General features: G+C 68.1%; 21 protein-coding genes and 1 tRNA gene. 8 read left to right on the forward strand and 14 right to left on the reverse strand.

Annotation, left to right across the window (positions count from 1 at the left end; all coding sequences use genetic code 11):
- Nucleotides 1-31 precede the first annotated feature (31 nt).
- Both GF068_RS46205 and GF068_RS10820 read right to left on the reverse strand, forming a co-directional pair.
- Nucleotides 32-1,453, reverse strand: a complete 1,422-nt coding sequence (locus tag GF068_RS46205; RefSeq protein ID WP_153819299.1) for a serine/threonine-protein kinase — start codon at nucleotides 1,451-1,453, stop codon at nucleotides 32-34.
- Between the two features lie 60 nt (nucleotides 1,454-1,513).
- Entirely contained in the window at nucleotides 1,514-2,107 is a 594-nt protein-coding gene (locus GF068_RS10820) for a hypothetical protein (protein WP_153819300.1), read from the reverse strand.
- Between the two features lie 77 nt (nucleotides 2,108-2,184).
- Between GF068_RS10820 and GF068_RS10825 the strand changes: the two genes are divergently transcribed.
- The 3 genes from GF068_RS10825 (at nucleotide 2,185) to GF068_RS10835 (ending at nucleotide 4,367) form a co-directional block, all read left to right on the forward strand.
- Entirely contained in the window at nucleotides 2,185-2,391 is a 207-nt protein-coding gene (locus tag GF068_RS10825; protein WP_153819301.1) for a hypothetical protein, read from the forward strand.
- 105 nt (nucleotides 2,392-2,496) lie between these two features.
- On the forward strand, nucleotides 2,497-3,843 hold the full coding sequence (locus tag GF068_RS10830; RefSeq protein WP_153819302.1) for a hypothetical protein: 1,347 nt from the start codon (nucleotides 2,497-2,499) through the stop codon (nucleotides 3,841-3,843).
- Nucleotides 3,840-4,367, forward strand: a complete 528-nt coding sequence (locus GF068_RS10835; protein ID WP_153819303.1) for a hypothetical protein — start codon at nucleotides 3,840-3,842, stop codon at nucleotides 4,365-4,367. Before GF068_RS10830 ends, GF068_RS10835 begins: the two co-directional genes overlap by 4 nt.
- A 300-nt stretch (nucleotides 4,368-4,667) precedes the next feature.
- Here the strand turns inward: GF068_RS10835 and GF068_RS10840 are convergent, their stop codons facing one another.
- The 5 genes from GF068_RS10840 to hutH form a co-directional block, all read right to left on the reverse strand.
- Entirely contained in the window at nucleotides 4,668-5,225 is a 558-nt protein-coding gene (locus tag GF068_RS10840; RefSeq protein ID WP_153819304.1) for a hypothetical protein, read from the reverse strand.
- On the reverse strand, nucleotides 5,222-6,235 hold the full coding sequence (locus tag GF068_RS10845; RefSeq protein WP_153819305.1) for an AAA family ATPase: 1,014 nt from the start codon (nucleotides 6,233-6,235) through the stop codon (nucleotides 5,222-5,224). Before GF068_RS10845 ends, GF068_RS10840 begins: the two co-directional genes overlap by 4 nt.
- A 66-nt stretch (nucleotides 6,236-6,301) precedes the next feature.
- On the reverse strand, nucleotides 6,302-8,722 hold the full coding sequence (locus GF068_RS10850) for a protein kinase domain-containing protein (protein ID WP_153819306.1): 2,421 nt from the start codon (nucleotides 8,720-8,722) through the stop codon (nucleotides 6,302-6,304).
- Nucleotides 8,723-8,785: 63 nt separating this feature from the next.
- The gene (locus GF068_RS10855) at nucleotides 8,786-9,133 is read right to left on the reverse strand and encodes a hypothetical protein (protein ID WP_338046317.1); all 348 of its coding nucleotides are present in this window, start codon (nucleotides 9,131-9,133) and stop codon (nucleotides 8,786-8,788) included.
- 46 nt (nucleotides 9,134-9,179) lie between these two features.
- Nucleotides 9,180-10,736: a histidine ammonia-lyase gene (gene hutH, locus GF068_RS10860; RefSeq protein ID WP_338046318.1), complete on the reverse strand. Its 1,557-nt coding sequence runs from the start codon at nucleotides 10,734-10,736 to the stop codon at nucleotides 9,180-9,182.
- A gap of 105 nt (nucleotides 10,737-10,841) precedes the next feature.
- Here hutH and GF068_RS43485 point away from each other — a divergent pair, with 105 nt between their 5' ends.
- Genes GF068_RS43485 through GF068_RS10875 form a run of 4 tightly spaced genes read left to right on the forward strand, consistent with a single transcriptional unit; the run spans nucleotide 10,842 to nucleotide 13,470 of the window.
- A complete protein-coding gene (locus GF068_RS43485; RefSeq protein ID WP_170319420.1) occupies nucleotides 10,842-11,225 on the forward strand; it encodes a hypothetical protein in 384 nt (127 codons plus the stop codon).
- Between the two features lie 5 nt (nucleotides 11,226-11,230).
- Entirely contained in the window at nucleotides 11,231-11,734 is a 504-nt protein-coding gene (locus tag GF068_RS43490; protein ID WP_170319421.1) for an acyl-CoA carboxylase biotin carboxyl carrier protein subunit, read from the forward strand.
- Nucleotides 11,731-12,750 carry a pyridoxal-phosphate dependent enzyme gene (locus GF068_RS10870; protein ID WP_153819308.1) on the forward strand — a complete coding sequence of 340 codons (1,020 nt, stop codon included), beginning with the start codon at nucleotides 11,731-11,733 and terminating at the stop codon, nucleotides 12,748-12,750. The genes GF068_RS43490 and GF068_RS10870 overlap by 4 nt, the downstream gene beginning before the upstream one ends.
- 33 nt (nucleotides 12,751-12,783) lie before the next feature.
- On the forward strand, nucleotides 12,784-13,470 hold the full coding sequence (locus GF068_RS10875) for a class I SAM-dependent methyltransferase (RefSeq protein WP_153819309.1): 687 nt from the start codon (nucleotides 12,784-12,786) through the stop codon (nucleotides 13,468-13,470).
- Between the two features lie 154 nt (nucleotides 13,471-13,624).
- On the opposite strand, the gene GF068_RS10880 is transcribed toward GF068_RS10875, so the two are convergent.
- Entirely contained in the window at nucleotides 13,625-15,199 is a 1,575-nt protein-coding gene (locus tag GF068_RS10880; RefSeq protein ID WP_153819310.1) for a L,D-transpeptidase, read from the reverse strand.
- A gap of 155 nt (nucleotides 15,200-15,354) precedes the next feature.
- Here GF068_RS10880 and GF068_RS10885 point away from each other — a divergent pair.
- Nucleotides 15,355-15,428 (forward strand) — tRNA-Arg (locus GF068_RS10885).
- A 12-nt stretch (nucleotides 15,429-15,440) separates the two neighbouring features.
- Here GF068_RS10885 and GF068_RS10890 read toward each other — a convergent pair.
- The 6 genes from GF068_RS10890 to GF068_RS10915 all read right to left on the reverse strand — a co-directional run bounded on the left by GF068_RS10890 (nucleotide 15,441) and on the right by GF068_RS10915 (nucleotide 22,494).
- Nucleotides 15,441-17,015 carry an ATP-binding response regulator gene (locus GF068_RS10890; protein WP_153819311.1) on the reverse strand — a complete coding sequence of 525 codons (1,575 nt, stop codon included), beginning with the start codon at nucleotides 17,013-17,015 and terminating at the stop codon, nucleotides 15,441-15,443.
- A 179-nt stretch (nucleotides 17,016-17,194) separates the two neighbouring features.
- Complete coding sequence (locus GF068_RS10895; protein WP_153819312.1) at nucleotides 17,195-17,602, reverse strand: hypothetical protein; 408 nt, start codon at nucleotides 17,600-17,602, stop codon at nucleotides 17,195-17,197.
- Nucleotides 17,599-18,105 (reverse strand): ATP-binding protein, encoded by a 507-nt coding sequence (locus tag GF068_RS10900; RefSeq protein ID WP_153819313.1) that lies wholly within the window; start codon nucleotides 18,103-18,105, stop codon nucleotides 17,599-17,601. The genes GF068_RS10895 and GF068_RS10900 overlap by 4 nt, the downstream gene beginning before the upstream one ends.
- Nucleotides 18,102-18,896 (reverse strand): PP2C family protein-serine/threonine phosphatase, encoded by a 795-nt coding sequence (locus tag GF068_RS10905; protein WP_240806827.1) that lies wholly within the window; start codon nucleotides 18,894-18,896, stop codon nucleotides 18,102-18,104. The genes GF068_RS10900 and GF068_RS10905 overlap by 4 nt, the downstream gene beginning before the upstream one ends.
- A gap of 243 nt (nucleotides 18,897-19,139) precedes the next feature.
- On the reverse strand, nucleotides 19,140-20,057 hold the full coding sequence (locus tag GF068_RS10910) for a slr1658 superfamily regulator (protein WP_136928627.1): 918 nt from the start codon (nucleotides 20,055-20,057) through the stop codon (nucleotides 19,140-19,142).
- A 22-nt stretch (nucleotides 20,058-20,079) separates the two neighbouring features.
- Entirely contained in the window at nucleotides 20,080-22,494 is a 2,415-nt protein-coding gene (locus GF068_RS10915; protein ID WP_338046319.1) for a SpoIIE family protein phosphatase, read from the reverse strand.
- Nucleotides 22,495-22,576 lie beyond the last annotated feature (82 nt).

A 22,576-nucleotide genomic window follows, 5' to 3' on the forward strand; every position in this document is an offset into this window, starting at 1 on the left:
CGCAGCGGTCGCGCCGCGAGAAATGGGTTTGTCAGGGTGCGCCGTTGCTGGCGAGGATGGCGTGCGCGACGAACCCGAGGACGAACCCGACGCCGAGCGCGATGAGGCCAAACGCGAAGGCGGCGCGGCGCGGGACGGCGTCCGCCGGGATGACGACCGCAGGCGCGGCGCGCGTGGCGCCCGGGATCTCGGCGAAGCTGACGCCGGGAGGACGGCCGAGCGGCGGAGCGACGGGCGGCGGAGCGACGGGCGGCGGGGCCACGAGCGGCGCGCCCGCGGGAGGGACGACGACCGCAGGCATCCCGACGGCAGGCGTGGGGCGGCGCAAGGCCGCAGGCGGGCCAGGGTCGGGGATGTCGGTGACGGCCGGCATCGGGACGGTCAGCGCCGCGGGAGGGCGCGCGGCGGGCGCCGGAGGGCCGAGGCGCACGGAGGCCGGCGGCGGCGGGACGGCGGCGTCGGCGCCTTGGAAGGGGAGAAGCGTGGGCGCCGAGCCGAGGAGCGAGGAGACGGGGGCCGCCTGCGTCGGGGCGTCGGCGCCGTCGATCGTCACGTGGGAGCGGCCGAGGGCGCGGGCCTCGGCGAGGTCCTTCAGCATGAGCTCGATGCTCTCGTAACGCTCGGCGGGCCGGCGCTTGAGGGCGCGCATGACGATGGTGGTGAGGCGCTCGGCGGCGGGCTCGTCGACGCCGCCCTTGCGAGGCAACACGAGGGGCGGGGCCTCGTCGCTGAGCTTCTGGCGCGCGTACGCGAGGTCGTCCTGGTCGCCGAAGACGTTCCGGCCGGAGGCGGCGCGATAGAGGATCGCGCCGAGGGCGTAGACGTCGGCCGCGCCGCCGACCTCGCGCGAGTTCAGGAATTGCTCGGGCGCCATGTACGGGATGGTGCCGACGGCCATGTCGGCGCGGGTGATGCCGGTGAGCGTCTCCTCCTTGCCGCGTTTGTCCTCGGCCGGGTCGAGCAGGCGGGCGAGGCCAAAATCGATGAGCACGGCGCGGCGCTCTCCGCTCGCGAGGCGCCGCAGGATGATGTTCTCGGGTTTGACGTCGCGGTGGATGATGCTCTCGTGGTGCAGGTCGGCGATGGCGCGCGCGACGCCCTCGCCGATGTCGAGGACCTCCTCGACGGAGAGGATGCCCTGTTTGTCGAGCAGGTCGGCGAGCGACGGGCCCTCGACGTACTCCATCACGAGCAGGAGGCCGAAGTCGGGATCGGTCGTCTGCTCGATGACGCGCGAGACGTGATCACTCTCGACCTTGCCGAGCAGCAGCGCCTCGCGGCGGAAGCGCGTGACGAGGTGTGGATCCCGCGCGGCGTCGGGCAGGAGGCGCTTGATCGCGACCTGCGCGCCGGAGGGCTCCTTGGCGATCCACACCTCGCCCATGCCGCCCTCGGCGATCTTGCGCTCGAGGCGGTACTTGTCCCCAATCATCACCCCCGGGACGAAGTCCATCGGCCGCGATGCTAGCCGAGGTCGGGGTCCCGGCACGAAGAATTGGAGCGTTTTCCGCCCCTAGGGGCTCGGGGCATATTCGACGGTCAAGGAGAACGCGTCGGCGCTGTCGACGACACAACCACGGCGAAGGCGCAGGGTGAACGTGTAGAGGTTCGTCCCGCGCCGGTACTGGGTCTCGTCGACGCCGAAGCGGAGGAAACCCGTGCCACACGCGGCCTCGGGCAGCGGCAGCGACGAGGTGGCGCACGTGGCCTGCTTGCGCGCCGGCCGGTCGCAGCGCTCGAGCTCGAGCGTGTAGTCGCCCTGGGGATCGAGCGGCGCGCGCACGGCGTACTCGGCGAACCACGAGACGCCGATGGGCTGCGTGATGTGGAAGTTCGGGGCCGGCGCGCTCACCCACGCGGCGCGCGCGAGCGGCTCGCCCTCGGCGAGCAGCGAGCCACAAGGATCGTCCGGGTCGACGTCGCTCCCCGGCTCGAGCGCCTCGCCTCCTTCGCATCTGCCCGCGTCGGAGCCGTTTTTTTTATCGACCTCGCTGGACCTGTCGAACGAAGCCGCGTCGTCGTCACCCTCCCCCGGCCCCGCGCAACCGGAGGCCACGAGGAGCAGCAAGAGCGCAGCGGATGGCCACAGGGACGGTCGAAGCATCATCGAATGCATGGTGTCCGGAGCTCTTGCAATCGAGATGCCCGGAAACGACGGGGACAGACGCGTGAAATGGGCGGCGCGTGGACGTTGACGGGGCAAACGAGCCTCCGTACTTCTGGAGGATGTTCGGCGCGGGATCGGCACGCTCGGGGGTTCGGCAGGCGACGCGGATCGCGCTGGGCGCGCTCGTGATCGCGGGTTGTAGCGACACGGTCCAGGTGAAGCCGGGCGGGTCGGGCGCGCCGCCGCCCGAGGAGCCGCGGCTCTCGGGGACGTTGCTCTACTAGTCTGTCGCGTACGACCACGCGGCGGACGGGCTCGACTATTCGAAGACGGCCCCGAGGCCGATCCGAGGCGCGCGGGTCGCGCTGCTCGACGCGACGAGCGACGAGGTGCTCGCGGAGACGACGTCGGACGGGGCGGGCCACTACGGCTTCGACTGGGAGGGCACGGCGCGCGTGAAACTCTGGGTCTACGCGCAGACGATGGAGCCGCCGATCGTCGTCGTGGACAACACCTCGGGCGACGCGACGTACGTGCTCGAGAGCGCGGAGGTCGTGGCGGAGGACGACACGACGCTCGACGTGGTGGCGACGACGGGCTGGACGGGGGTCTCGTACGGCAAGGCGCGGGTGGCGGCGCCGTTCTCGATCCTCGACGCGGCCTTCGCGGCGGCGCGGCGGTTCCTCGACGAGACCACGCCGAAGCCCGCGTTCCCGCGGCTCGAGATCAACTGGAGCGTGGACAACCGGCCGGAGGACGGGCTCGTCCTGCTCGGCCAGATCGGGACCTCGCACTGGGACGGCGAGGAGATCTACGTGCTCGGCAAGGAGAACGTGGACACGGACGAGTTCGACACGCACGTGCTGGTGCACGAGTGGGGTCATTCGTTCGAGGATCGGATCACGCGCTCGGATAGCTGGGGCGGCTCGCACGGCTACGGGGACGTGCTGGATCCGCGCCTCGCCTACAGCGAGGGGTTCTGCAACGCGCTCTCGGCGATGATCCTGGATCCGGACACGATCTACAGCGACTCGATGGGCGCGGGGCAAGGCCACGGGTTCTGGGAGGACATCGAGGAGAACGACACGAGCGAGGGCGCGAAGCCGGGCTGGTACGCGGAGACGACGGTGCAGAACGTGGTCTTCGACGTGTACGATAAAAACGTCGAGGCCTTCGACGGCGTCGAGCTCGGGCTACAAGGCGTCTATGCGGTGCTCATCGGCGAGCTGAAGACGACGCCGGCGATGGTGACGCTGTTTCCGTTCGTCGCGGGGCTGAAGAGCGCGCACCCGGACGCGGCGACGGCGATCGACGCGCTGGTCTCGCACCACGGCGCGGGCGCGGCGTTCGGGATCGATCCGGTGAAGGACGCGTGGGGCACGGGCGAGTCGCACGCGGCGGGAGATCCGGGGGCGCTGCCGGTGTTCGTGCCGGTCGAGGCGGGCGCGACGGTGAAGCTCACGTTGATCGGCGGGATCGATCCGGCGCTGCTCGGGCAGAACCGGTTCCTGCGCGTGAAGGGCACGGGCGCGCCGCTCGAGGTGCGCTCGAGCTCGCTGCACGACGTGGATCTGTATGTGTACCTGCGCGGCAAGGAGCTCGATGGCTCGGCGTCGTTGAGCGGCGAGGAGAGCGTCTCGTTCGCCACGCAGGAGGGGGAAGAGTACGTGGTGAACGTGCAGGGCTACGGAGAGGTCTCGGGCCCGTACGAGGCGACGATCGAGGTCCTTCCATGAAGACGACGAACGTGAAACACGCGCTCTTGCTGCTCGCGGGTGTGGCGATCGCAGCCTGCGGGACGGTGGATCGAAAGGAGCCCGATCACGGGGCGCCGGAGGCGAACGCGGGCAAGGGGCGCGAGACGCGCGAGGCGCGGACGCAGAAGCCGGGCGCGCCGGTGAAGGTGGAGGGCAAACTCGCGACGTCGAGCGCGGCGCTGGTGGTCGCGTTCGGCGAGGACGCGAGCGACGTGACGGTGGAGGTCTGGGGCGTCGACGGTCTCGTGGTGACGAGCGAGAAGGAGCCGGTGCAAGGGCAGCGGTTCGCGCGAGGCGAGAAGGTGGACGTGGATGTGTCGTTCACGGCGCCGGCGACGCGGGCAGACCTGGCGGTGCGGGTGCGAGGGACGTTCGGAGGGCGGGTGCGCGAGCGGGTGCAGTCGTTCACGGTGAACGCGGGGGCGCCCAGCGCGACGCCGGCGCCGGGGGAGGTGAAGATGGGGCCGGATGGGAAGCCGGTGCGGGTGATGCGGGGGGAGTGAGGAGACCTGGCGGAGGAGGATCGCTGGGGGTCGATGTCGGCGAGGATACCTGCAGGAGGTCTTTTGGTGGGGGTTGATGTCGGCGGAAATACCTGCAGGAAGTCTCTGGGTGGGGGTTGATGTCGGCGGAAATACCGGCAGGAGGTCTCTGGGTGGGAGTTGATGTCGGCGGAAATACCGGCAGGAGGTATTTTGGTGGGGGTTGATGTCGGCAGAAATACCTGCAGGAGGTATCTGGGTGGGGGTTGATGTAGGCGAGGATACTGGCTGGTGGGGTTTTGGTGGGGGTCGCCAGGCAACCTACACGGTCGACAACCGGCGCGCCTTCACCCGGTCTCCAAACTCTTGATTCCACTCGTGGAGCGAGAGAATCAGACAGTCCTTGATGTAGAGATCCGCCTTCACCCAGCTTCGTCCCCGGGGTCCGGGCAGGCCGAGTGCCCTGCGCAGTTCATCGGCAGCGGTTCGGTAATACTTTGCCCGCTTCGCGGGCGGGAGCGCGTCACACGCGAAAAGGACGATGTACGTGATGCTGGTGCCCGCCGGGAGCGCGTCATCGAGGAGGAGGTGAAGAAACGTATCCTTCGCCTTCGGCGCCAAGCTCTCGTGAATGAGCTTCTTTTGCTTGAAGTCTTCGATCGAGCGCGCGGGATCTCCCTGCACGTAGGGGTTGTCGGGATCCTTGATCTCGACGAGCCACAGCTCCTTCGTTTCCGGCCAGTGAAATACGAAGTCGACCTTCTTCCAGTGTTTGATCCCGTGTTCCTCGTCGTCGAAGCGCCAGGGCTCGGATACCGCGGAGACGTCGATCTCGAGGTCGCCGGTCTCCTCGTCACGCCACCACCGCTCTGCGGTCACTTCGCCCTCCCGAGCACGCGAGCGATGTCCTCGTCATACAGGCGCAAATTCTCCTCGTCGATGGCGTTGCGCGTCAACGCATCTGCCCGCTCGGCCACTTCTACCTGGACCTTGTCCGCCTCCCGATAAAACGCGAAGAAGCGCGCCTCGCCAGGACGCTCTTGTAAATCCAGCTCCTTGAGGAGGAAATCACTGTGCGTCGCCAGGAAGATCTGAACGCCGATCTCCCGCGACAGGTGGAGCAGGAGGTCCACCAGGTCCTTGATTCGTACCGGGTTGATGTTCGCCTCCGGTTCGTCCCAGAACAGGAGGGAGCTCTGGCGCAAGGTGTCGTTCTCGATGAGCTGGAGCAAAAGCGCGAACTTGCGTAGCCCCTCGGCCAGCAGCGTGAATTCGAGCTTGCCTTGGTCGTTGCTCAGGTAGAAGTGTTCATTGCTGATCTCGATCTTGCCGCTGATCAGCGCCTCGATCTTCTTCCGGAGCGCGATCCTCTCCTTCGAAGGCTTGCCCTTGTTCACGGGCGAGAACGCGTGCACGAGGATGTCGCGGTAGGTCTCCTCGAAATAGATTTCCTTCTGGTCGTAAAGAGACCGGAATCCCGGTGCATGCGCGAGCATGTCCTTCGGAGGGATGAACACGCCCTTGCCGTCCTTCGGCGTCGGCGTCGCCCACTTGCTGGTGAAATCCGAAAACGAATCCACCGATTGATTGCTGCTGAAGCGAAAGGACAGGTCGTGGCCATCTCGTACGAGGCGCACCCTCGCAGACTGCGCCTGGTTCGTACGGCGAACGAGCCGCCCCAGGCGCCGCGGCTCGGGTAAAAAGACACGCAAGAGCTTCTGCGCGATGTCGTTCTCGAGGCGATGCGCCTCCGTCACCGCGTAGAGGAGCTTGAGCAGATGTGTCTTCCCCGTCGCATTGGGACCGACGAACACGTTGAGCCCCGGGACGAAGTCCAGGCTCAAGGCATGAAAGACCGTGAAATTCTCCAGCTCCAGGTGGCTCAGCACGATGTGGTCCTAGTCTCGGCGTTCCGGCTGCGTCAACCACCCCATGGGGTCGAGGAAGGCCCCCCGTCACCTGACCCCATACTGCCCGATCATCTCCGCGACCTCCTGCGCCGTCGGCCGCGCCGCTGGATCCGGATCCATGCAGCGCTCGAACATCAGCGCGAGCCCGCCCTGCAATCCCTCGACGCGGCGAAGGCCCGCGGGGCGCGGGAGGGTTTGGCCCTGCATGCCGACGAAGATCGGCGGCACGTTGAAGGGGCGCTTGCCCGTCAGGATCTCGTAGGCGATGACCCCGAGGCTGAAGACGTCGGAGTGCGCCTTCCAGTGGCGTGAGCCCTGCGCGAGCTCAGGGCCCATGTAGGTCGGCGTGCCGACGAGGATGCCCGTCCGCGTGACCTCCTGCGGCGGCGGCGGGAGGCTGCGGCGCGTGGACGGCGGCGTGTCGAGGTCGCGACCTCGCTCGGAGACGGGCGGGCGCTCGGGACCGTGCTCGCCCGTGAGCGTGGAGATGCCGAAGTCGACGAGCTTGACCTGCGCATGACCCTCGGCGTCCGCGGAGACCATGACGTTGCCAGGCTTGAGGTCCCGGTGGATCACGCCCTGCGCGTGCACGGCGGCGAGGCCCGCCGCCATCTGCCGGAGCACGGAGAGGCACCAGGCGACGTCGCGATGGCGCTCCTTGCAGCGGTGGAGCGGCTTGCCCTCGCAGAGCTCCATCACGAGGTAGAGCAGGCCCTCGGGCGTGACGTCGACGTCGGTGATCGAGGCGAGGTTCGGGTGGTCGAGGCGGGAGAGGATCTGCGCCTCGCGCACGAAACGCGCCATGGCGAGCTTGTCGCTGCGGCTCGTGAGCACCTTCATGGCGAAGCGGCGCGCGTCGCGGACACGCTCGACCTCGTAGACGACGCCCATCGCGCCCTGGCCGATCTCCTCGATCACGCGGTAACGCTCGGCGATGAGCGCGCCGACCTCGAAGCTCGGCGCGCTCGTGACGAGGTCGTCCTCGTCGACGTCGACGTCGGTGCGCAGCGAGGAGAGGAGGCTCGTCGTGTGCTGCTGGATCTTGCGGCGGAGCTCCTCGTTCAGGACCTCGACCTCGGCCTTCTTGGCCTCGATGGTGCGGATCTTCTGCTGCACGTCGCGGCGCATCTGGTCGAGGCCACGCGCGAGGTCGGCGAACTCGCTCTTCTCGTCGACGGGGATCGGGGTCTTGATGTCGCCCGACGCGAGGCGCGACGCAGCCTCGAGGAGCACGGCCTGCTCGGCGATACGCTTCTGGTGGAGCGCGCTCTCGAGCTCGGCGCGGACGGCGCGCGTGGAGACGATGTTGATGGAGAGCTTCTCGCCGAGGGCGTTGAGGAGCGAGAGGTCGGCCGCGTCGAAGGGCCGGCGCGACGCGTCGCTCTCGAGGTAGAGGACGCCGAGCAGCTCGTCACGGACGCGGAGCGGCGCAGCCATGGCGCTGCGGCGCGTGCCTTCGATGTGCTTCCACACGCGCGCCTCGCGGCGGAGGCGGACCTCTTCGACGAGGTCGTCGAGGACGGGCGCGAAGCCGGCGATCACCGAGGCGAGCGGGGTCTCCGCGCCGCCAGCCTCGCTGCCCGCCGCGACCTCGAGCTCGGCCCCGGCGACGGCGCCTCCCTCACGCGTGACGAAGAGCAACGCGGCGCGGGCGCCGAGCAGGCGGATGATCTCGTCGAGCACGACACGCGAGAGGCCACCACGATCGGGGGCCTGCGCCGAGGCGAGGCTGAGCTCGAGGACTCGCAAGGAGCGGCCCATGCGGTCGTGCGCCTCGAAGAAGCGGCGCGCGAGGATGACGCCGAGCGAGAGGGTGAAGGCGAAGAGGCCGACGTGCCCGAGCGAGACGTCGCCACGCGGGACGAGGCCGATCTCCTCGAGCACGTCGTGCACGGCAGCCGCCGCCGCCAGGAGGAACCCGACGGTGAAGATGCGGGCGTCGAGGTTGCCACGCGCCGCAGCGAGGACGGCGCGCGCGCTCATGACCACCATCGTGCCGAGCAGGAGGACCCCAAACGGCAGGAGCGTCCGCTGTACGGGCACGAGCCCCGTCGCGACGAGCAGCGCCGCGCCGAGGAAGTACGCGCCATGCGCCCACTGCAGGTGGCGGAGCAAGCGGAAGCGGCCCGGGCCGAAGACGTGCTCGAAGTACGACGCGAGGAAGATCGGCGCGAGGTAGAGGCAAACGAGCTCGACGTGCACCCAGACGATCGGCGCGTCGAAGAGCAAGCCGCGGATGGGCGCGGCCGCGGGGAGGTAGATGCCGAGCGAGAGCGCGAGCAGGCCGTACGCGAGGTTCGACCTTTCGCGACGCCCGGAGAGGAACAGCGCGAGGACGAAGACGCCCGCGGACGCGAGGAGGATGCCCATCACGAGCGTGGGCAGGTCGGAGCGGACGGCGGCGAGGGAGAGCTCGGCGCGCGGGCCGATCACGGCCTCGCCGATGTCGTGCGGCGAACGGGGCATCGCTTGGTCCAGGGGTCCCTCGGGAGAAGCCGCGAGGATATCAGAGCTCCGCCGCGGGCGAACTCACCGCGCGCTTGCCTTCTTTTTCCCCTCGGTCACGGCCTTGCCCGCGATACGCGCGCGCGCCGCGCGCATGAGCGGCTCGGCCGGCGTGAGCGCGTCGACGAGGTCGCCCGCGCGCAGGGCGGCCTCCTCGGCCCGCCTCCACGCGGCCGCGGCGCCGATCGTGTTCGGCCCGCTCCGCTGCGCGAGGGCGAGCGCCGACGCGAGGTCCCGCCCGACCCGCTCGATGCGCTCGAGCTCGACGCGCCCCGCCCCCGCGAGTTTGGCGGCCGCATACATTGCCCGCACGATGCCGATGAGGTCGCGCACGGCCGCCGCAGGAAAAGGGTCTTCACGCCCGGAGATCACCTGAACGAATGTATCGGATCCGTGTCGAAATGGCGAGCCGGGGCTTTTACCGGAGCGGCCCCGTCACCTCTTCGACGGCGCGGCGGAGGGCGCCCGAGAGGACGATGTCGCGGACAGCGGCGATGTCGCGGTAGAGCGGGCGGTCCTCGTCGAGCGTGGGGGAGACGGCGCGTACGGTCGCGTGCGCTCGCTCGACGGCGGCCGAGGAGCGGAGGGGGCGGCGCTGATCGATGCCCTGGGCGGCCGTGAGGATCTCGATCGCGAGCGAGGTGCGGACGTTCTCGATGACCTGCGCGAGCTTGCGGGCGCTCACGCTGCCCATGCTGACGTGATCCTCGCGGCCGGCGCTCGACGGGATCGAGTCGACGCTCGCGGGGTGGCAGAGGACCTTGTTCTCGCTGACGAGCGAGGCGCTCGTGACCTGGGCGATCATGAAGCCCGAGTGCAGGCCACTCTGCGGCGCGAGGAACGGGGTGAGGCCACTCGAGAGCGCGGGGTTGACGAGCTGCTCGACGCGGCGCTCGCTGATGTTGGCGAGCTCGGCCGTGGCCATGGCCGCGAGGTCGAGCGCGAGCGCGAGCGGCTGGCCATGGAAGTTGCCGCCGGAGAGCAGGTCGGCGCCGCCGTCCTCGCGGAGGAAGACGGTGGGGTTGTCGGTGACGCTGTTGATCTCGCGCGTGAGGACGTCGGCCGCCCAGCCGAGCGCGTCCCGCGAGGCGCCGTGCACCTGCGGCATGCAGCGGAGCGAGTAGGCGTCCTGCACGCGCGGGCAGCCGTCGTGGCTCTGCATGATCTCGCTGTCGCCGAGCATGGCGCGCAGGTTCGTGGCGCAGGAGGCCTGACCGGGGTGCGGGCGGACGGCCATGAGGCGCTCGTCGAAGGGGCGCTTCGAGCCCTTGTTCGCCTCGAGGCTCATCGCGCCGGCGACGTCGGCGATCGCGCAGAGATCGAGCGCGTCACGCACGGCGAGCGCGCCGACGGCGGCCATGTACTGCGTGCCGTTGATGAGCGCGAGGCCCTCCTTCGCGGCGAGGACGACAGGGCGGAGAGCGGCGCGCGCGAGGGCCTCGGCGCTCGACATGCGCTCGCCGCGGAAGGAGGCCTCGCCCTCGCCCATGAGCGTGAGCGCGAGGTGCGCGAGCGGCGCGAGGTCGCCCGAGGCGCCGACGGATCCTTGCGAAGGGATACGCGGCGCGACGCCGGCGTTGAGCATGGCGAGGAGCAGATCGACGACCTCGACGCGCACGCCGGAGTGGCCGAGCGCGACGACCTGCGCGCGCAGGACCATCATGGCGCGGACCTCGGGCTCGCCGAGGTCCGGGCCGACGCCACACGCGTGGCTGCGCACGAGGTTCTTCTGCAGGGCGATGACGTCGCGCTCGGCGATACGCGTCTCGGCGAGCGCGCCGAAGCCGGTGTTGATGCCGTAGACGGCGGGGGCGGCGTCGCCAGCCTCGGCGATGGCGTCGACGGCGCGGCGCGAGGCGAGGATACACGCGCGGGCCTCGGGGCAAAGGGCGACGGGGCGGCCGCGACGGCTCACGTCCTCGAGATCGGCGAGGGTGATCGGGCGCCCGACGAGAAGCGGCTCCTGGGTAAACACGGGGCCGACCTTAGTACATCCGAGAGGCACGTGAAGGGAGCGAGGGACGGACGGACAAAAGCGGAACCTTTCACGGTGAGAGCTCTTCGCCTAAGCTCCGGCCCCATGCAAACTCTGCGATGGTCCTGCGCGGCGCTCGTGCTCGTACTGGCCGCGTGCGCCGGCTCCGCTGCCGAGGGGCCGGGGTCGAGCGAGCCCGGCGCAAAAGAGCCCGCGTCGACCGAGCCCGCCACGAACGAGCCGCCTCCCGCCGCGGGCCCGATCACCTGCGGCCTGCCCGCGCCCGTGGTGAGCGAGGACCCGTGCACGAAGGACGCCGAGTGCGCGCCCTCGGAGCCTTGCCATGCGCACGCGTGTGTCGCCGTCGCCCACGCGAAGCCGCGCACGCCGGACACGGTCTGCTCCACGATGCTCGATTGCAAGAGCGTCGACGCGAACCCCTGCGTGTGTCACGAGGGCCGCTGCGCTCTGGTGCCGAAGCCCAACTGAGATCCATGCGTTACTTCGTCAAGTTCCCCTCCGGACGCGAGGTCCCCGTCGATCTGACCGTGCTGCCCTCGGGCGAGATCCGCGCCGAGGTCGAGGGACGAACGATCGAGATCGACGCCTACGACCACCAGGGCGCGGTGCACCTCGACATCGGCGGGCGCTCGGTCGAGCTCTGGATGGAGGGCACGCCGCCCGAGGTCGGCGTCGTGACGTCCTCGCGGCGGTTTTACGCGCGCGTCGAGAACGAACGGCTGCGCGCGCTCTCGAGCGTGCAGGGCGGCAAGAGCGGCGGCGGCGAGGGGCTCATCACGTCGCCGATGCCCGGGCGCGTGCTCAAGGTCCTCGTGGCCGAGGGCGACGAGGTGCACGCGGGGCGGCCGCTCGTCGTGGTCGAAGCGATGAAGATGGAGAACGAGCTCGCGTCCACCCGCGACGGTCGGGTGAAGAAGGTCTACGTGTCCGCTGGCGCCACCGTCGAGGGGGGTGCCAAGCTCGTCGAGATCGAATGACTCTTCGAAAGCGCCTCCCGCTCGCTCACCTGCCGACCCCCCTCCAGCGCCCGCGCAGGCTCGCCGTCGCGACGGGCATCGACCTCTGGGTCAAGCGCGACGACATGACGGGCGGCGCCGAGGCGGGCAACAAGATCCGCAAGCTCGAGTTCTTGCTCGGCGCGGCCCTCTCGCTCGAGTCGGACACCGTGATCACCTGCGGGGGCCTGCAATCGAACCACGCCCGCGCGACCGCGCTCGCGGCCGCCTCGCTCGGCCTGCGGGCGGTGCTCTTCTTGAGGTCGAACGATCCGTCGCTCGACCCGACCCGCGCGCCGCTCGAGGGCAACGTGCTGATCGACCGCCTCGCCGGCGCGGAGATCCGGCTCATCTCGCCCGAGCAGTACCGGGATCGCGAGCGCATCCTCGACGCGGCCGCCGAGGAGCTGCGCCGCGAGGGGCACAAGCCCTACGTGATCCCCGAGGGAGGCTCGAACGGGCTCGGCGCGCTCGGGTACGTCGAGGCCATGGGCGAGGTGCGCAGGCAGCTCGATCTCGGGCTCGGCGGCGGCAAGGCGTTCGACGCGATCGTGGTCGCGTGTGGATCGGGCGGCACGGCGGCGGGCGCGGCGCTCGGCGCGGCGCTGTACGGGGTCGCGAGCGAGGTCGTGGCCGTGGCGGTGTGTGACGACGCGCCGACGTTCCAGGCGCGGATCGAGGGCATCGTGCGGGAGGCGCGCGCGCTCGACCCGCGCCTGCCCGAGCCCACGCGCGTGACGGTCGACGACGCCCACAAGGGCCCGGCCTACGCGGTGAGCACGCCCGAGCAGCGCCGCCTCATCACGAGCGTCGCGGGTCTGTCCGGGATGGTGCTCGACCCGGTCTACACGGGCAAGGCGTTCTCGGCGCTGATGGACCTCGCGGGGGCCAAAGGCCCGCTCGCCGGCAAGCGGATCCTGTTCGTGCACACGGGCGGACTGCCGGGGCTCCTGGCGCAAGGAGCGACGTTCCAGGACGCGCTCGGTCTGGACGGATAAACTCGTTTGCACTCAAACGAAAGAGGCGAAGGCATGCTGCTGCGCGTCCTCGAACCCGAGGTCATGGACACGCCCGAGGAGGCCCGTGACTACGACGCTATGGACCACGCCGCGGTGAACCGCGCGTTCTGCGAGGACGTGCTCGCGGTCCTGCCGAGCCCCGGGCGCGTGCTCGACGTCGGCACGGGAACGGCGCGGATCCCCATCGAGCTCTGCAGGCTCGCGGAGGGCGCCGAGGTCGTGGCGATCGATCTCGCCGACCACATGCTCGCCCTCGCGCAGGAGAACATCACGCGCGCCGGGCTCGCGTCACGCGTGACCGTCGCGAAGATCGACGCGAAGGCCCTGCCCTGGCCGGACGGCTCCTTCGGCGCCGTCCTCTCGAACTCGATCGTCCACCACATCCCCGAGCCCGCGGCGGTCCTCGCGGAGATGTGGCGCGTGACCTCGCGCGGCGGCGTGCTCTTCGTGCGCGACCTGCACCGGCCCGACAGCGAAGCCGAGATCGATCACCTCGTCGCGCTCCACGGCGGCGCGCCCCCGGCCGATCCCGCTGCTTTGCCTTCGTTTGAGCACCAACGATCCCTCTTCCGCGCCTCCCTCGCCGCGGCGCTCACCGTGGCCGAGGTCGTCGCGCTCGTCGCGCCGCTCGGGATCCCCGCGTCCGCGGTGCGGATGACGAGCGATCGGCACTGGACGCTCTCCGCCGTCAAACCCTGAAGGCGGAGAGCGCCTCGCGCGCGGTTTCTCTCAGAGGGTGTTCTACAGGCGTCGCGAGCGGCGCGAGGCTAGGGAGGGCGAGCGAGGCGTACTTTGTACGCTGAGCGAGTCCGACCGACGCATCGCGCCGCGCAGCAGCCTGTGGAACACCCTCTCAGGGATGGATGTGCACCACGGTGCCTTCGCCCGTGTTTTCGCTCGCCTGCACGCCGTGCCAGTCCGTCGGGAGCGGCGGATCGGTCCACATGAAGACGCGGCGCGCGTCGATCGGCGAGAGGTTGATGCAGCCGTGGCTCCGGGGCTTGCCGTACTCGTCGTGCCACGGCGCCGCGTGGAGCGCGTAACCCGCCTCGAAGTACTGCACCCACGGCACGTCGCGCAGCTCGAACTTGTTGCCGACCTCGTGCGAGTCCATCGTGGTCGTGACGTGCTTCTCGCGGATCTTGAAGGTGCCGCGCACGGTCGAGTACGTCTTCTTCGGATCCCCGAGCCCGTCGCGCCCCGTCGCCACCGCCGTCGCGTACACGGGCTTCGTCCCCTCGTAGAGGATGAGGATCTGGCTCAGGATCGAGATGTCGATCCACTTCTTCGTCTTCGCCGCGAAGCTCGGCAGCTCCGACGGTTTGACCGCGATCGCCACGTCGCTGTCCTTGAGCCACGACCCGTCCTTGGCCTCGACGAGGCGCGTCTTGCCGATCCGCGTGCTCTTGCCCGTGAGCTGGATCGGCACGTGGAACGCGAGCTTGCCTGCCTTCTTCAGCGAGCGCTCGCTCGTGTCGTACTTGTACGCGCCCGTCACGCGCACGAACGCGAGCGGCAGCTCCCAGCCCTTCGTCATGTCGACGCCGTGGAACGTCGATCCACGCGCGGGCTTGAGCTTCGAGGTCGGCACGAGGCGCGCGTCCGTGGTCATCGCGAAGCGCCGATCGTTGTCGCCGACGAACGTGCCGATGAGCGCGAGCCCCGCGTGCCGAGCGACCCGGTTCGTGATGATCGCGTAGTCCGGGACCTTGAACGAGCTGATGTTCGGGATCTTGCGGCCGCCCTGGAAGAACCAGGGGATCGCGTCGCTCCCGTCGCCGCCGAAGAGCTCCGGATCCGAGAGCTCCGGCGGCTCGCTCGGGGGATCGCCGATCGCGTTGCCCTCGGCGTCGAGCGGCACGTCGTTCGCGCCGACCTCGATCGCGTCCCACTTCTTCTTGAGGCGCTTGTAGCTGCGCAGGTGCTCCTTGAGGCGCATCTCGTACTGGAACTGCTCTGCCTTCTTCGGGGGCCGGTAGTAGTTCGGCGCGATCGCTCGTACGAACGCGTAAGGATACGGCATGGGCTTCGAGAGGTCCGGCCGCCGCGTGAGCGCCCGCAGGATCGGGTGCTTCATGTCGATCGTCGCGCTGCCCTCGGCGCAGATGTATCCGGCCGGCAGCACGCGGTAATAGCCGCCCTGGCAGTCGTCGAACGCGGCGGGCTTCTCGCCGCGAACCGCGGTCGCGCCCGCGCGCAGGTAGCCGAGCTTCGGCGACCTCCGATCCGGCTTCGTGTAGATGATCGCCGCCATCTCCACGGCGCCGATGCGGGGGCCGCCCTCCCTGGGCACCGTCGCCGGATCGAGCGCGACCTGCTCCGCAGGCGCAGACAGGCTGACGATGCCCTCGGGGGAGCTCTTGCCTTTGCACCCGGCGAGCGCGAGCACCCCGAGGGCCAGGAGAGAGAGCCGCTTGCGTGCATCCATGAGGCCCGGATGCCGGATGTCGGCCGAGAGGGCCAACTTTGCGGCCCGCCCCCAAAAACCGACCCCGACGGCCTCTCCGCGCTTCGATGCTCGAAGGACTTGCGCAGGGGCAAACTTCCCGCTAGGTTGCTGGCCCCGCGTCCGAGACGCGGCGTGCGCCACTAGCTCAGCTGGATAGAGCGTCGGCCTCCGGAGCCGAAGGCCAGTGGTTCGAATCCACTGTGGCGCGCAACGTAGTTCATCAACCCCCGTTCCTCGGAGCCATCGCAGCGAGGAGCTCGTCGACGCTGACCGGCTTGACGAGGTGGTGCTCGAAGCCCGCCTCGCTCGCCTGTTTGCGATCCTCCTCCTGCCCGTAACCCGTCACCGCGAGGAGCCGCGGCGCTCGTGGCCCGAGCCGCTCGCGGATCCGCGCGGCGAGCTCGTAGCCGTCCATCACGGGCAGCCCGATGTCGAGCACCGCCACGTCCGGCGCGAACGACTCGATCATGGCCAGGGCCTGCGGCCCGTCGAACGCCACGGCCACGGGCCAGCCTTGCGCGCGGATCATCTCCGCCAGGAGCGTCGCCGCGTCCTCGTTGTCGTCGACGACCAGCACCCGATGCGCAGGGCACGCCTCGGCCGCCGCTCGCGCCGGCTCCGCCTCGCCGAGCGCCGCCTGCTCGCACGCGGGCAGCCGCACCTCGATCGTGCTGCCGCGGCCCGCGCCGTCGCTGTACGCCGACACCTCGCCGCCGTGCAGCGACACCAGGCTCTTGACGAGCGTCAGGCCGATGCCGAGCCCGCCCGCGCTCCGCTCCATGCTCTGCGCGCCTTGCACGAACGGCTCGAAGACGCGCGCGAGCAGCTCCTTCGACATGCCCACGCCCGTGTCGCGCACCGTGGCCACGATCGTGTCGCCGCGCCGCTCGGCCGAGACCTCGACGCGCCCGCCGGGATCGGTGTACTTCGCCGCGTTCGTGAGCAGGTTGGCGAAGACCTGCGCCAGCCGGTCGGGATCGGCGTCCACGCAGAGCGCGCTCCGGGGCACGTTCACGCTCACGTGGTGGCGGCGCTTCTCGAGCAGCGGGCTCGCCATCTCGAGCGCTCGCGTGATGATCGGCTCGAGCTCGGTCGGGCGCTTCGAGAGCGAAATGAGGCCCCGCGCGACGCGCGAGACGTCGAGCAGATCGTCGACCATCCGGCCGAGGTGATGCACTTGCCGCTCGATCACCTGCTCCGGGCGGCCGAGATGGCCGCCGCTGCGCATCCGGATCAGCTCGAGCGCCGTGACCATCGGGGCGAGCGGGTTGCGCAGCTCGTGCCCCAGCATTGCCAGAAATTCGTCTTTGGCGCGGTTCGCCGCCTCGGCCTGGCTCCGGAGGGACTCCTCGCGCGCCATGAGCTCTTCGGCGTCGAGCCGCGCTCGGCGCTCGCTCTCGTGGGCCTCACGGAGGTGGTTGATGGCGACGTTCCGCTGGTGCGTGACCCAGCTGATGAGCGTGCCCATCATGAAAAAGACGAGCACGCCGCTGAACCACTCCGTCTCGCCGCCGTGGTCCACGGATTGGATATTCAGGAAAAACGCGAACACCCCGGCGGCCCCGAGGAGCGTGGTGAGGATACCGGCGCGAAATCCGCCATACCAACCGCTCACGACGACGGCGGGAAAGAGCAGGATGAAAGGGTTCGAATCGCCGAGGAGCGGCCTCAGCGACCATCGCACGACGAGCCCGATCGCAGCCGCGAGCACGGCGACCGCGTATCGTTTCCACGCATCGGGCGGCGCGGGCTTCGACCGGTCCAATGCCTTCTCGACGTCGTTCGTCTGGTTCAAATGCTCTTCTAGGGTAGTACGGATCTCGCGCTGGGGCGATTCCGCGAGCCCGCGAAGGCGCGCGCGTGGACGGTCCGGACTGGAATGGAATCAAAGGAATTCGGCGCGGGCGCGGCGAATTTCGGGCGTGGGCCGGAGGCCCGGGCGTGACGAACGAGCGGGGCGGTCTGGGCGCTCCGTCAGGGCGCTTTGACGTCCTCGAAGGTCGTCCTCGCGGCAATGTGCTCCTCGCTCAGGTTGAGCAGGATGGGCAAGGTCTCGCATTGCCAGTCGTCATCGGCGATACGGCGCACGGTGACGCGGCCGGGGACGAGGTTGTAGACCGCGTCGACGATATCCATGATGACGTAGAACCCGTTCGAGTTGCAGAAGCGCATCTTGACGAAGTCCATCGTCGTCTCGGTGACGGATTGCCGGGGGAGGACCTTCGCGAGCTCCTCGAGGTACGTGTGGAGGTAGCGGTAGGGGTTGTCCACCCGGATGACGCCCTCGAACGTCAGGATCAGGTGATGATCATCGAGCTTCGCGACCGAGTGGAACACGCTCAGGCCGCCGTCCATGATTTCACCGTAGGTGAGGACCTTCATGCGAAACCTCTCATCGGGAATAGCGCTTTGACAACGAGGAACCCCTGCTCGTACTCAGCCGTGAGCTTGAACTTGCTCTCCGCGGTGAGCCGCATGAGGCCGAGGCCTCCCTTCGCCTTGTCGATACGCCGGCGATAGACCGTGTCCGCGAGCAGCTTCCGCGGGTCCTCGGCGTTGGCGATGACGGTGAAGCGTTCCTGCACGGCTTTGAACTCGTCTTCCGTGGCGGGATTCGCCACGGTGATCATGAGCTCGTCGCCGTCGATCTTGAGGTCGACGCGCAATGCGCCGTCGCGGATCGAGCAGTGCTCCATCACGTTGGTGACCAGCTCGATGACGACCACGTTCGCCTTCGAGCAGATCTGCCGCGGGTAGAACATCCCCAGGAGGTCGAAGAGAAAGTTCCCGAGCAGGCCTGCCACGTCTCCGGCGACGTGATCGAGCGGCGCGATGGAAATCGACGCTCCAACCGCCGTCTGCGTCCGGTTGCCCCCGGCGCTCATTTAGCGCACCTTCGCATGATGAGGAGCGTGATGTCGTCGATGTCCTCGGCCCTGAAGGCTGTGTAATCGTCTACACATCTTTTCAGGATATCCTGGACGGGCTCTTCGCTATGCCGCGCGATGATGTCGTTGAGACGTTGCACGGTATAACCCTTTCCCTCTGCATCTAAAGCCTCGACCATACCGTCCGTGTATAGCGCCAGGACGTCTCCCTGCTCGAACGGCAGCTCGAACTCACGAAACGGCTTGGTCCTCAAACCGATGTAATTGCCCACCCTGTTGAACGTTCGCTGCATCCCGTGCCGGACCAGAAGTCCGTAACCGCCGCCGGATACGTACCGGATGAACCGATCGCTGAACACGACGAAGTTCACCGTGGCGTAACGCCTCACTCCGCGGAGGAAGGCATACGACGCACGGTTGACCCAATCCACGATCGCGCTCGGGCTATCGGAGCGCCGCGTCGCATTCTCGATCTGCGACTTCAAGAAGGCCATGATGAGCGCCGCCGACACCCCGTGCCCCGAGATGTCGAACACGCTGACCGCAAAGCGTTCCCCGGGTAGCTGGGAAAAGTCGTAGTAGTCCCCTCCAACCTCCGCGAGCTGCTTGTGGTAAATGGCGATTTCCAGGTCCGCGGAGAGCGTCGACGAATCTGGCAAGAGCGCCTGCTGGATGCCTCGGGCGACCTCGAGGTCCTCGCTCACGATCCGGTTCTGAAGCTCGAGCTCGTTCTCGATACGTGTCGCATGCTCGAGCGTGAGCTCGTGCACCACGGACATCTCGTCCATGTCGGCCTGCATACGCTCGTTATGCAAGACGAGCCCTCGACACCGAGCGAGGAGCTCCAGAGCCCCACCCTCGCGCGCGAGCAAAGCCTTGCAAGCAGCGTCATCCGATAGGAGCGCCTTGACGGCTTCGAGATCCGTCTGCTCCGACCGAGCTTCGGCCACCGGATCCGACGAGCTGTCCTTCGATGCGGTCATCGTTCGAAGAAATCCTCCGCCACGGGCGCCCTTCGTTCCCCTCTCCTATCAGTCACAGAAGATCATCTCGAAGTTCTGGTTGAACTTCTTCAGGTTCGGGAGCGACTTGCCCTGCCACGGGATCGCCTTCGAGCCCCGGACGACGAGCTGCACGTCACCCTTCTTCCGCATGGCGATGGCGAACTTGTAGAGCACGTTGATGCCAGAGCTGTTCAGGAAGTTCAGGGTGCGCATGTCGATCGTGATCGACTTCGCGTTCCCCAGGAGGACCTTCTCGAGGAGATCCTCGATCGGCTGGTATTCCTGCGGCCCGCCGAGGCGCAGGATACCCTCGAAGTAGACCGTGACCTCCGCGGGATCGTACCAGACTCGATAGTTACCACCTTTGATTTCCATTCTAGCCCTTTCCTTCAAGATGGGCAGCCGCGCCATCGTCCTGATGCAAGTGTTCTGCGCTGAGACCGGATCGAGCTTCCACCCCAGGCTCACGCCGTAATCGCTCATGATGATGAGATACCCGAGCCCGGAGCCCGTCGCCTCGACGTCCTCCGCGTTGGCCTCGGCCTGGCGACGCAAGAGCTCACCCGGATCCTCACGCGAGAGCTCGAGGAGCTTCTCCCGCAACGGAGGGACCTCGCCGTTGGCGATGTGGTTGCTCACCAGGCACACCAGGTCTTCCTTGCCAATCCCGACCGTGACGTTGATGTCACCGCTGCGGTTGAACTTGACGGCGTTCTCCACGAGCTCGTTGAGCACGTAGCTCACCGCGCCGCTCACCTCCGCCCGGCTGATGAGCTTCCCGTCGTTGTCCGCGTCCGGAAAAAGCTCGGCGAAGTACTCCGCCATGAAGTTCGCCGTGAGGTTGCAGAGGCTCCACCGCACCGCGAACGAATCCGGGTACAGGGTCAACGACATGTGCTCGCTGAACGAGTCGTCCAGCGAATAGACGCCAATGATCTCACTCATAGTGTTGCCGGTCTCCTACGCGTCATAGCCTCTTGATGACCAACACGGTGATGTCATCGTAGACCTTGTTCGTACCGATGTGGCTCATCAGGTCTTCGATGATCGCGTCCTTGATCTCCTGCGACGTCTTCTTGTGGTGCTGAGCGATGACCTCGCATAGCCGCTCGACGCCATACTGCGCCGTGTCGGTGCGCTCCGCCTCCGTCACCCCGTCCGTGAAGAGAACGACGACGTCCCCCGACTCCAGCGCGATCTCCATGTTGGCGAGGAACTCGGTGATGTCCTCGTCCATGCCCACCGGCAGCCCGAGCCCGGTCGTGTCCACGCGCTCGAGCTCGCCCGAAACCCGCACGACGATGACCTCTTCGTGCTGACCCGTGAGCCGGAGCTTGCCGTCGCTGTAGTCCATCAGCGATAGCGTGAGGTTCTTGTCCGAGCTGATGCGCTGGATGTTCTGGTAGATGACCTTGTTGACGATGCCGAGGAACCGCATCGGATCCGTCTCGTTGCTGGCGAGCAGCGTACGGACCGCGGTCTGCACCATCAACATGAGCACGCCGCTCTCGAGGCCGTGCCCGGTCACGTCGCCGATGCCGATCTTGATGACGCCGTTGCCGCGGAGCACATCGTAATAATCACCGCCGACCTCGTCCGCAGGCGACATGTACCCCGCGATGTCGAGGTCCTTGATCTCCTGCAGCTCCTGCGCGGGCGGGAGCACCATGAGCTGGAGCTGCCGCGCCACGTTGAGCTCCGCGCCGAGCCGCAGGTTCTCCTGCGCGAGCTGGGCGTTGAGGCTCATGATCTCCTTGTTCGCATCCTCGAGCTCACCCGTGCGCGCCTTGACGAGCTGCTCGAGGTTGTTCGTGTGCGCCTGGATCTCGGCGGCCATCTCGTTGAAGGCCCCCGTGAGCTGGCCGATCTCGTCCTCGCTCGTCACATGCACGCGCACGGCGTAGTCGCCCTGGCGCATACGCGTCGCGCCCTCGGAGAGCGCCACCAAGGTGCCCGTCATCTTCCGCGAGACGAGGAAGACGCCCGCCATGAGCACGAGGATCGAGCCAAATGAGACGAACGCCTGGCTCGCCACGATGCTCGTCCGGCTCGTCTCGATCGCGTCCTGCGCCTTGAACAGAGACGCGTAGATCTCCTTCTTCGGCACCACGAAGCCGAGCGTCCAGTTCTCCGGCGCGATTTTCCCGTCCGCCAGCGTCTGGAACGTCGTGAGCTGCTTCAGCACCATGATGTGCGGCTGGCCGCCGATCTGCACGTCCTCGCGGTAGTGCACCGCGCCGTCGCTCGGGAGCGCGATCGCCGCGACCTGGGGCTCGGTGCTGTCCTTCAAGAACCGCTGCAAGAGCTCGAGGCCCTGCTTGTCGGCCTTCGTCTTCAGCCCGAGCTTCTTCACGCCCTCGTCGTTCACCGCGACGACGTTGCCGTTCGCCTGCGCGAGGAACGCGAAGCCCGTCTCCGCGAGCTTCACGTCCTTGATGTACGTAATCAGCGTCTCCAGCGTGAGATCGACCCCAAACGCGCCCTCGATGCCCGTCCGATCCTTCGACCACACCGGGTGGAAGATCGTCATGATCAGGCCGCCGCCGCCGGCATCCATGTACGGCGGGAAGATCGTCACGTAGTTCTTGCGAGCCTTGACGCCTCCCGGCTCCTTGATCCACGTCTCCCAGCTCGGGACCAGGCCGGCATAAAAGAACTCGTAGAAGTTCGTCGCGTTATGGCCCGGGTAGAGCTCGTCGAAGACCTTGCCGAGGTCGGCGTACGGGGCGAGGCGAACGAAGGGCAGCGCCGGCGGCCCGACCATGTAGATCTGGAGCTTCGGCGCGCCATGCCGCGTGAAGGCCGGCATGATGAGGTCGAGGTACGCCGACCTCTCGATCGCCGCCTGCGCCTCGGGCACGATCGCGCCGTCCTTCTGCATGTACCCCCAGGCCGAGATGACCGCGGGCTCGGCAGCGTCGTTCTGGAGCCAGCCGCCCGCGGGCTGCTCCTTGCCGTCCTTGTCCTTCCGCTGAAACGCAGGCGTGAACGTGAACCGATCCTTGAAATACGGCATCCCCGAGATCGTCGCGTGAATGCCGTTCATGTCCTCGCCCCGATCCGCGACGGTCTGGGCGATGTCGGAGACGACCTCGATGTCGGCGATGGCGTGCTGGAAGCTCGAGTTGACGTGCTGGCTCGTGTCGACGAGGTGGTTCGTCAGCGACTCGCGGTAGGCGATATTGAGGCCCGCCTCGATCTCGCGGGTCGCCTCGAGGCTCAGCTTGTGGATGCCCTGCCGGGCGACGAGCATGTTGAGGATCGCGCCGAGCAGAACGCTGACGCCCGTGACCAGAAGAAACTTGGTGTTGAATTTCTTGAATCTCGCGAGCAGGCCGCTGGCTCCCGCTCCCCTGAGACTCTCACGAGCGTCTGACGACACGTCTACCTATCTCCTGGCAACGCCCACGGGGCTTCCGGCAGATTTGCGACGTTAGACCGTCTGCGTTCCGGGATCCACACGA

Source organism: Polyangium spumosum, from assembly GCF_009649845.1.
Classification (GTDB): domain Bacteria; phylum Myxococcota_A; class Polyangia; order Polyangiales; family Polyangiaceae; genus Polyangium; species Polyangium spumosum.